Here is a 5892-nt window from a genome sequence, read left to right on the forward strand (position 1 = left end):
AGTCGGGGTGGCCGACTTCCCGCGCCCACGGCCGGCCGGGGTGTCCGCGGTCCGCGGGGCCCTGTACGGGAGGCCGGTCCGGCCGGGACGCCATGAGAACCCGGTGCCCGGGCGGGCGGTGCCGGTCGAGGTCCGGCGTCGTCGCAGGTGGGTGCGGATGAGGCGGTGCACGGTCAGCAGGCCCGGAGTTCACCCGGTCCCACCGAATGGGGTTACCTCTAAGGGCAAGTGGATTTGCCCAAGTGAACCTTCTCGAATATCGACCTGGTCAAGAGGCTAGGCTGCCGAGCGCCCCGGGTGGATCCGGGGATCCTCGCGTGCGATCCCTTTCTCGTGAAACGTCCATGAGAAAGGCCGCACCCATGCCATTTCGACAGAAGGACGCAGCCCAACAGATGAGAAACAGCATTTCGGACAGAGTGCGGCCCCTGGTGGTCTTCCTCGTCCTCTCCCTCCTCGGCGGCCTTTTCACCGGTTTAGCCTCCCAGCCCGCGCGGGCCGTCACTTCGAATACGGTCCCACCCTGCACCGGGGACCCGATCCTGGATCAGACGCCGTGCGACCCGGCGGGCCTCATTCCCCGCCTCACCGCCGTGCAGTTCAACAATCAGCTCGCCTGCGACCTGCGGATGAAGAATGCGCAGGAGAGCGATCCGAGCGCTGATCCGAACAGTGACATGTATCTGTGGCACGGCGGCTGGTACCCGACCCGTCAGAGCTTCCCCCCGAGCCTCGTCCCGAAGGGCGGGCAGGCGACGTGGCAATCGGGAACCATCGGTTTTCTCACCGGAACGGAAGGCTTCGTCCGGTACACCACCGAGGGTTGTGCGGACCCGGAGATGAACGGCCGTCCGGTGAGGCTGTACTGGGACAACCCTTTCGTGGGCAGCAACTCGTACAACGAGGACGGCACCGACCGGCCCTGGTTCAAGGTCACCCGGGCCGGCGGCAGCGGTAACCAGACCACCGTGACCTGGACGGTCACGGAGAAGCCGGCGGCCACCGTGTCGATGGGTGACAGCTTCATCTCCGGCGAGGGCGGCCGGTGGAACGGAAACGGCAACACCGGCCCCGAGGGCGCGGCGTTCGGCACGGACCGTGCGGCGTTCGGCTGCAACGGCGACGAGACCCAGTGCAATCACGATTCGAGCCGGGTCTACGGGACCACCAACCCCGACAGCGGCAACAAGTGCGACCGCTCCGACGTGGCGGAGATCCGCGGCGCCGTGATCGAGGGCATCGGTGTGGAGCGGCGGTTCAACCTGGCCTGCTCGGGGGCGGTCACGGACAACGTGATCCGGAGCGCGTTCAAGGGCGAGCCTGCACAGGTGCAGCAACTCAGGAATCTGACCGAGAACTACCGGATCAAGCTGGTGGCGCTGTCGATCGGCGGGAACGACCTGCAGTTCTCCGACATCGTGACCTCCTGCGCGACGAAGTTCATGATCCCCAACCCCTTCTCGCCCCGCTGCGAGGGCGCTTGGCGGAGCACCTTCGAGGCCGCCCTCGGTCCCGTCGAGAACAAGGTGGTGGAGACGATCGGAGCCATCCGCGGCGCGATGACCGACGCCGGCTACGACAGCACCCCCTACCGCCTGGTGGCCCAGTCCTACCCGTCCCCCCTCGCCAGAAGCACCGAGTACCGCTATCCGACCGAGTCCTACGATCGCCAGAACCTGGGTGGATGCCCCTTCTTCAACAGCGACGCGGACTGGGCCGCCAACGAGGTCATCCCGAGGATCGGCGCCATGGTCCAACGAGCCGCGCAGCGCGGGGGCGCCTCCTACCTCGACCTGACGGGTGCGTTCGCCGGACACGAGCTGTGCAGCGTGAACGCCGGGCAGGCCACGGCTCATGACAGGCTGAACCTCCCGATCCCGAGGGAACACGCGGAGTGGGTCCGCTGGGTCGCCACCGTGTCGCCCTTCGCCACCCCCCAGGGAACCACGCAGGAGTACGTCCACCCGAACGCCTACGGCCAGCAGGCACTCAGCAAGTGCCTGGAGAGCGCGTACGCCTCGGGCGGCGACAGCAGGTGCCTGGGCTCGGCCGGGAACGGGAACCCCAATCCGGTGCCGCCCCTGCCCGGCACGGTCATGGCGAAGGCCTCGGCCGACTCGATGAACCGGGCCACCGGGTTCCTGCGCAGCCGCATGGACACCTTCGCGACGTCCGGCCCGCGGGTGCCGCAGAGCTACACCGGCGGCTTCTTCGGGCCGGGGGCCCAGTTCGGTGCCACCGGGTTCCAGTCGTCGTTCACCTACGACAACGCGGTGACGATCGCCGCACTCCTGGCGAAGGGCACCGGCAGCGACGTCTCCCACGCCAAGGACCTGGGTGACACCCTGCTGTACGCCCAGGACCACGACCCGGTCAACGACGGCCGGATCCGGACCTCCTACATGCCCGACCCGTTCATCACCACCCTGGGCCGGGACTACCCCGTGGGCACCCCCTACATCTCCGGCTGGTCGGTCTACACCGGCAACATGGCCTGGGCCGGCATGGCCTTCGCCCACCTCTACAAGGCCACCGGCGACAGCAGGTACCTCAACGGCGCGCTGCGCGCCGGCAACTGGATCCAGACCAACTCCGCGGACAGCCGCGGGATCGGCGGCTACACCGGCGGCCTCGCCGGCGGCGCGGAGGACGGCAGCGGACTGAGCCCGCGGACCTGGAAGGCCACCGAGCACAACATCGACGTCGGCGCCTTCTTCGCCATGCTGAACCAGCTCACCGGAGACCAGGCATGGAAGAGCCGCTCCGACAACGCCTTCGCGTTCGTCAAGAGCATGCTCAGTGCCGACCAGAACCACCTCTGGGCCGGCACCGGCCTGGACGGGGTCACCGTCAACGAGGACGCCGTCCCCGAGGACATCCAGACCTGGAGCTACCAGGCCACCCTCGACCCCGCCTACTCCCGCACCACGGACTGGGTCGCCGGTCGCATGGCCGCCACCGACAACGGGTTCACCGGCGTCAGCTTCAGCGTCGTCGACACCACCGGCGTCTGGTTCGAAGGCACCGCCCACCTGCTGGCCGTCTACCAGACCCGCAGGGCCCCGGGGGACACGGAGAAGGCAGCCGCTCTGATCAGCACCCTCCAGAGGGCCCAGGCCAGTGCCCCGAACACCAACGGGACGGGGATAGTCGCGGCCTCGCACGACGGCCTCAACACCGGACAGGGCGATCTGTACTACGCGTCCGTGCACACCGGCGCGACCGCCTGGTACGTGCTCGGCGCCCTGGGAGGCAACCCCTTCCGCCTCTGAGGTGACGGCCCGTTGAAACAGCCGTGCCCGGCACCGGTCCCCACCGGTGCCGGGCACGGGCGTTCCGGCAGCCGAGGGCCGCCGGCAGGTCAGCGCCCCTCGGCGATGACCTCCAGGGCCGGGCGGGGTGCGCGGCCGAGCAGCGCGGCGAGGTCGCGCGGCGCGCCCGGGCCGGCCAGGAAGCCGTGGGCGATCGCCGAGTAGGTGCCCACCACCATCGGTACCTGGAAGTCCAGCGCGCCGGAGGCCGCCACCGCCGTCCGGGCCCGGGCGAGGGGCCCCGGCCGGTACTCGGCGCCGAGCGCCGCGGCGACCTCGGCGCCGCCCACCGCCCGTTCCCCCACCAGTTCGTAGGTCCGGCCCACGTGCTGCCCGGGTGCCAGGGCGACGTTCGCCGCCGCCTCCGCGAGGTCCGCCCGCGCGACCGCCGCCAGCTTCCCGTCCCCGAGCGGCGCGTCGATCACCCCGTCCGGGCCCGGTGCGGCGATCGCGCCCAGGAACTCGGCGTACAGGCCGTTGCGCAGCACCGTCCAGCGCAGGGTGGCGGACTCGCGCAGCCGCCGTTCGGTCCAGCGGTGGGCGAGGGCGTAGGGCAGGTGGTCGCCGTCGCCGGAGAGGCTGGTGTAGACGACGTGCTCGACGCCGGCCCGCTCCGCCGCCCCGATCGCGGCGCCGTGCCGGGCGATCACGACGTCGTCCTCGGCGGCGCCGGCCGAGATCAGCAGCAGGGTCCGTACTCCGGCGAAGGACTCCGCCAGGGTCCGCGGCCGGTCGAAGTCGACCGGCCTGGCCGGGACGCCGTGGCGCGCCACCGCCCCGGGCGTGCGGGAGCCGGCGACGACGCCCTCGCGCCCGGCGAGCCGTTCCAGGACGAGGCTGCCGAGGCCTCCGTTGACTCCGGTGACGAGCAGCACGGGTTCCTCCAGGGGTGATCGGGGCTGTGCCCACATCCTCGGTAGCCTGGCCGTCCGGCGTAAGGAGGCACTCTCATGTCAGCAGGGCACACCGCGGTAACCACCCCCCGCCCGGTGGTCTGGTGCGAGGACGGCGTGGACTGCGGGATCCGTGACCTGCTGGACCGCCTGGGCGAGAAGTGGTCGGTCCTCACCGTCGTCGAACTGGCGCAGGGCGTGCGGCGGTTCCGCGAACTGCAGCGGGCGCTGCCGGGCATCTCGCAGCGGATGCTCACGCTGACCGTGCGCCGTCTGGAGCGCGACGGCCTGGTCTCGCGGACCGTCCACCCGACGGTCCCGCCACAGGTGGAGTACGAGCTGACCGGGCTCGGGCACAGCCTCACCCATCTGGTCCGGGCGATGGCGGACTGGTCGTACGGCCACCACGACGCGATCGTCGCCTCCCGGCGGCGGTGGGACGAGGCCAATCCGGACTCGGAGGTCCGGTAGCGGCCGTCCGGCGGCTCGCGGGGCGTCGTCCCGTGACCGGCGGCCGGGGAACACCCCGCCGTCGGGCCCCGGAGGGTCGGCGGCGGAGGCTTCAGCGGGGGAGGGCGGCGTGCCGTTCCAGGAACGCGGTCACCGCCACCGGGTCCTCCAGCGGCAGCGGGCAGAGCAGCAGCCGGTCCACGCCGAGTTCCGCGTACCGCCGCGCGCCGTCCGCGCCGACCTCCACGGGGTTCATCTGGGTGAAGTTGATCTCCAGCCGGCCCAGCCGCGCGGGGCGGGGCACCTCGGCGGCGGCCCGGCGCAGCCCTTCGAGGTGGACGGCGAGGTCCTCCGGGGAGCCGCCGTTGCCGATCCAGCCGTGCCCCGCGCGGACCGCGCGCCGGTAGGCGGCCGGGCTGTGCCCGCCGATCACGATCCGCGGGCCGTCCGGCCGCACCGGGCGCGGGTGCGCGTCCACGTGGGCGAAGTCGGCGTAGCGGCCGTGGAACTCGGGCTCCGGCTCGGTCCACAGCTGCCGCATCGCGTCCAGGTACTCGTCGGTGCGGGCGCCGCGTTCGGAGAGCCGCACGCCGACCGCGGCCATCTCGCCCTCCAGGTAGCCGGGTGCGACGCCGAGGAGCAGCCGGCCCCCGGAGAGCACGTCCAGGCTGGCGGCCTGCTTGGCCAGCACCACCGGATTGCGCTGGGGCAGGATGAGGATCCCGGTGCCCAGTTCGATCCGCTCGGTGAGCGCCGCCACGTAGGAGAGGTGCACCAGGGGATCGAGGATCGGATCGGTGGGTGCCATCGGTGACTCCGGCACCCGGGGGCTCGGCAGCACCACGTGGTCCCCCGCCCACCAGGACCGGTAGCCGAGTTCCTCCGCCCGGCGGGCGAGTGCCGCCGTGTCGGCCGGTCCCAGGGTGGCCTTGGCGTTCAGGCCGTACACACCGAGTTCCATGAAGTCCTGCCCATCGCCCGCCGCCCGGCCGTCTCCCGGCCGGGCGCTGTCCAACCGGCCCGCGTGGACGCCCTGTTGTCCACCTGCTGTGTTCAACCGGCCGTCCGGACCGGTCATTCCCGCGCCGCCGGGCGGTCACGGCCGCCGCGCGGACGTCCTGCCGGTCTTCCTCGTCCTCATCGCCGACCTCCGGGCCGCTCGACCGGCGGGGACCGCCGCTGCGGGCCGCGCCGACGGCGTGGTTCTGTACGGGTGGTGGGCGCGGAAAGTCGGCCGG

The 5892-nt window shown here is 71.8% G+C and carries 4 protein-coding genes; 2 read left to right on the forward strand and 2 right to left on the reverse strand.

Annotated features, from left to right (window positions below):
- The first annotated feature begins 881 nt into the window (after positions 1-881).
- Positions 882-3272, forward strand: a complete 2391-nt coding sequence (locus ACFCX4_RS34055; protein ID WP_376150967.1) for a hypothetical protein — start codon at positions 882-884, stop codon at positions 3270-3272.
- An 89-nt stretch (positions 3273-3361) separates the two neighbouring features.
- Here the strand turns inward: ACFCX4_RS34055 and ACFCX4_RS34060 are convergent, their stop codons facing one another.
- Complete coding sequence (locus tag ACFCX4_RS34060) at positions 3362-4186, reverse strand: NAD(P)H-binding protein (RefSeq protein ID WP_376150973.1); 825 nt, start codon at positions 4184-4186, stop codon at positions 3362-3364.
- A gap of 75 nt (positions 4187-4261) precedes the next feature.
- Between ACFCX4_RS34060 and ACFCX4_RS34065 the strand changes: the two genes are divergently transcribed.
- Positions 4262-4675: a winged helix-turn-helix transcriptional regulator gene (locus tag ACFCX4_RS34065; protein ID WP_376150969.1), complete on the forward strand. Its 414-nt coding sequence runs from the start codon at positions 4262-4264 to the stop codon at positions 4673-4675.
- A gap of 91 nt (positions 4676-4766) precedes the next feature.
- Here the strand turns inward: ACFCX4_RS34065 and ACFCX4_RS34070 are convergent, their stop codons facing one another.
- Positions 4767-5615: an LLM class F420-dependent oxidoreductase gene (locus ACFCX4_RS34070; protein ID WP_376150971.1), complete on the reverse strand. Its 849-nt coding sequence runs from the start codon at positions 5613-5615 to the stop codon at positions 4767-4769.
- Positions 5616-5892: the final 277 nt, after the last annotated feature.

This window comes from Kitasatospora sp. NPDC056327 (assembly GCF_042261735.1).
GTDB lineage: Bacteria > Actinomycetota > Actinomycetes > Streptomycetales > Streptomycetaceae > Kitasatospora.

Bases quoted from the DNA above. Each gene is read 5' to 3' on its own strand.
- ACFCX4_RS34070 (WP_376150971.1), bottom strand. From the start codon at position 5,615: ATGGAACTCGGTGTGTACGGCCTGAACGCCAAGGCCACCCTGGGACCG.
- ACFCX4_RS34065 (WP_376150969.1), top strand. From the start codon at position 4,262: ATGTCAGCAGGGCACACCGCGGTAACCACCCCCCGCCCGGTGGTCTGG.